Origin of the sequence: Bartonella sp. AP3QHHD (genome assembly GCF_042195765.1) — a bacterium.
GTDB lineage: Bacteria > Pseudomonadota > Alphaproteobacteria > Rhizobiales > Rhizobiaceae > Bartonella.
The window spans coordinates 1-3466 of record NZ_JBHIPC010000034.1; the positions used below are offsets into that span (position 1 = coordinate 1).

General features: G+C 36.2%; 5 protein-coding genes and 1 pseudogene. 1 reads left to right on the plus strand and 5 read right to left on the minus strand.

Annotated features, from left to right (window positions below; translation table 11 throughout):
* From ACFIL7_RS01620 to ACFIL7_RS01630, 3 genes are all read right to left on the minus strand, one after another.
* Nucleotides 1-739 (minus strand): hypothetical protein (locus ACFIL7_RS01620; protein ID WP_375683274.1); only part of this gene is annotated, 739 nt, incomplete at its 3' end.
* Nucleotides 729-1082 carry a DUF1376 domain-containing protein gene (locus ACFIL7_RS01625; RefSeq protein WP_375675826.1) on the minus strand — a complete coding sequence of 118 codons (354 nt, stop codon included), beginning with the start codon at nucleotides 1080-1082 and terminating at the stop codon, nucleotides 729-731. The genes ACFIL7_RS01620 and ACFIL7_RS01625, both read right to left, overlap by 11 nt.
* The gene (locus tag ACFIL7_RS01630) at nucleotides 1072-1545 is read right to left on the minus strand and encodes a crossover junction endodeoxyribonuclease RuvC (protein WP_375675827.1); all 474 of its coding nucleotides are present in this window, start codon (nucleotides 1543-1545) and stop codon (nucleotides 1072-1074) included. The genes ACFIL7_RS01625 and ACFIL7_RS01630 overlap by 11 nt, the downstream gene beginning before the upstream one ends.
* Nucleotides 1546-1620: 75 nt before the next feature.
* Between ACFIL7_RS01630 and ACFIL7_RS01635 the strand changes: the two genes are divergently transcribed.
* Nucleotides 1621-2601 carry a hypothetical protein gene (locus ACFIL7_RS01635; protein WP_375633130.1) on the plus strand — a complete coding sequence of 327 codons (981 nt, stop codon included), beginning with the start codon at nucleotides 1621-1623 and terminating at the stop codon, nucleotides 2599-2601.
* Here ACFIL7_RS01635 and ACFIL7_RS01640 read toward each other — a convergent pair.
* On the minus strand, nucleotides 2591-3268 hold the full coding sequence (locus ACFIL7_RS01640) for a hypothetical protein (protein ID WP_375613781.1): 678 nt from the start codon (nucleotides 3266-3268) through the stop codon (nucleotides 2591-2593). The two genes, ACFIL7_RS01635 and ACFIL7_RS01640, sit on opposite strands and share 11 nt — an antisense overlap.
* Nucleotides 3269-3278: 10 nt before the next feature.
* Nucleotides 3279-3466: pseudogene (locus tag ACFIL7_RS01645) on the minus strand (hypothetical protein); the annotation flags it as partial.

Sequence of the window (3466 nt, forward strand, 5' to 3'; positions counted from 1 at the left end):
TTATCTTATCAACGATTTCTGAAAGTTGTTTTCCAACCTTTTTAACTTTTCGTGAAGGCAATTTCGCAATCATCGCTTCGTCAATTTGCCATCGGTTGTTAGCTTTGTTTGAAGTGTTGGTATTTTGCTCGTGAATGATTGGTTGTTTGGTTTCTATCGTTTTGATTTGTTCTGATTGAACATCATCACATTCGATTGGCTCGTCAACCAAATCGTTTGTTTCTAAATTTTCAAAATCAATTTCTCTTTTTGATAAAATAATATTTTTATTTTTTTTGTTATTGTTAATGTTATTGTTAATGTACCCTCTTGAAGAATCTTCAAGACATCTTGAAGAATCTTGAAGACTTCTTAAAGAATCTTGAAGCTCTCTTGAAGATTCTTCGTGGTTTTTATGTTTTCTAGTATTGGCGGCTTTTGCTGCTCTTTCTGCAAACTTATTTAAAGTTTCGTCTGAATTTTTTAATTCTTCTTCAACATCTGAACACCACAAATGACCATCTTCTGAAAGAATAATGTGTCCAGATCTAAATAAGTAATCTAATGCCTTCTGAAATCTTTTTACTGAACAACACGTGAAATGAGATAATATTTGCGCATCATTTACAAGAGGCTCTCTAGTACGCAACATTTGCAATCGCAATCGCATATAAACATTGCCTTCAATTGCGGGTAAACAAGCAAGATCAAGTAGCCACTTGTCTGCAAAAAGCCTCGTCCATGGCAACTTAGTTGACATACTTCACCTCCCTTTCTTTATTATTATTGCAAGTGAAATTATCTAGCTCTTCTTCACTGAGACTGTTGAGTTCTTTTTCAACTTCTGAATTCCACAACCCACCATTGTCTAAACGTATGATGAATCCACCTTCAATCAAGGAATTCAAAGCTGCTTCAAACTCTTCTACTGGATAACCAATCCAACGAGCTAATACCCTTAAGTTGTTTAAAATAGGTTCACCAGTATGGAGCATTAGAAGTCGCAACATGACATAGATACATTTCTCGGTCGGCGACAAACAACCAAGAGTAAGAAGCCATTTGTATGCAAAAAGCCTCGTCCATGGTAATTTACTGGACATACCCCAATTCCCTTTCTTTAACTAAATATAAAATTGCTAAAGCATCTGCTTCGTTATCATCTTTCGGATTGTGCCCTTTTGCACGCACCGCCTTAATCATCTCTTCTTTCGACGCATTCCCCTTGCCTGTCGTCGCTTTCTTAATCGTACTTACTGGTATACCCTCATACGGTATCTGATGCTGTTCACACCACGCCGTTAACGTTGCTAACAAACCACCGTAAACATGCGCTGCATCTGTACCTTTATGACGCCTCACCTCTTCAAAATACACCGCGTCAATTTGACCTGCTGTCTGCTTTATTTCTGATAGCCATTGTTTAAAGCGCAAGTAACGCATTCCACCGCCTTCAAAACGGCGCGATTGAAAATTCACGGCACCACTGAATATGTCACCCTCGGCATTGCGAAACGCCCACCCCGTTTTGGTACCTAGATCAAAACAAAGAATCGTGTTATTCACCGCGCCTCTCCATACAAAATGTGTTTTATAAGGTTGTTTTTTTCTGAAAATGAAGAAAAGAAGGGTGTAAGAAGTATGCAAGCGATTTTAAATTGGATAGAACAGCATCCTGTATTATTTTCTGCGTTTTCTGTTTTATTTTCTGCACTTTCTTCGGTTGGTGCTTTATTATCCGCAATTTTTGCTTTTCTTTCTATTAAACAGACATTTAAATTAAGAGAAGAAGATCGAATAGAAGCTGCAAAATCAAGAGAAGAAGATCGCATAGAAGCTGCAAAATTGAGAAAGGAAGATCGAGAAAAAGATGAAAAATTGAGAAAGGAAGATCGAGAAAAAGATGAAAAATTAAGAGAAGAAGATCGCATAGAAGCTGCAAAATTGAGAAAGGAAGATCGAGAAAAAGATGAAAAATTAAGAGAAGAAGATCGAGAAAAATTTAAAACAGAATTAGCCAATGCCATGGACATAGCTAAATCAACTAGACAACAAGCGATATCAATGAAAAAGCTTGCCACAGTTCTGGAAAAACAATTAGAGATTTTAGAAGAAAAAAAGCTCCGTGTTACCACACACAGTTCATGGATAAGTGATAATCCTAATGATATCTTTCCAGTAATATATGTATCTTTAATCATTACAAATGCTACAAAACAAACAATTAAAATCAACTCTATCAGCATACAGGATAATAGCCTTTTTATCTTTATGTCCGCATGCTATCGTGAACTTTTGCCACAATCACTAGGAGCACTACATTACATCCATCCTCAACAGGAAAAACACTTATGCTTAAAGAAACCTCGAGTCGATCCACCCATACATAGCGATATTGATCCATTTAGCCTCAAACCTTCTGGTCTATTAGGACTAATTATTGGTGTTTTTCCTATAGACAGAAACTCAGAAATTCCTTTAATATTGACTATGGAGCACACTGCCGTAAATCCTTTAAATCCACCAGAAAAAGTGACTTTTTGCCCCGAATATTTTAATATTAAACCAAGTAATAAACTATCCGATCTGTTGTATTCCAAGCTGTTTCCATTCAATAAATAACCGTTTTCCAACATGATGAATAACGCTGTTGTTCCTCAGGGCTTTTTTCAGCCAACTCGGCCCATGTCATTGGCTTTGGTTTCATAAGAAGAAATGATAAATATTGTGCCCTATCCCATTTATTGGCTTCTGCAACTGTAACCGATTGTTTTGCCATAAACCATCTATTGAAATCTTCAATAATTTCAATTGCTTCATTCTTTTTCTGCTCATCCTTCATCAATTGTATTAGTATCTTTTGCGTTCTATCATCTTCTTCATTTACAATTGGGGCTTTTTCTACAAACTCTCTTACAAGCGCACGAACATCTTCAGACTCTTGAAGATTTTCATAAATATTTTCATATTCAGTCAAATATTCTTGCTCTTTAGATTTCTTCTGTTCAGATTCCAACAAACGTTCTTGCACTTCTTTTTGTAATTTTTGTAAATGTTGTATTTTCTCTTCATTTTCTGCTAGCTGTTCTTCCATCAATGCTTTTTGTGACGCTATTAACTCATTTTTTTCTGCTAGCTGTCCTTCCATCAACGCTTTTTGTGACGCTATTAACTCATCTCGTTCTTTTATCGCTTGTCTAAGCATTTTTATGTTTTTAAAATTGGTATAAACCGCATAACATGAACACAAATTAGCAATACAAGATATAATAAGTGCAATTAAGCCCATCCCTCTCTCCTCACTTACCCTTCTTCTTACTCTTCTTATTCTTATGAAGCGGCGCTTTTACTGCTTCATCACGCGGCTTAAGCTCTTGTGTTAGTCTTTGAATTTCCTCGTCGCGTGATTGCACATCTGCTTTTAGTGCCTGTATCTTTTCACTTTTCCGTGTAAACTCTTCTCGATACGCATCTATACTTTGTTTTA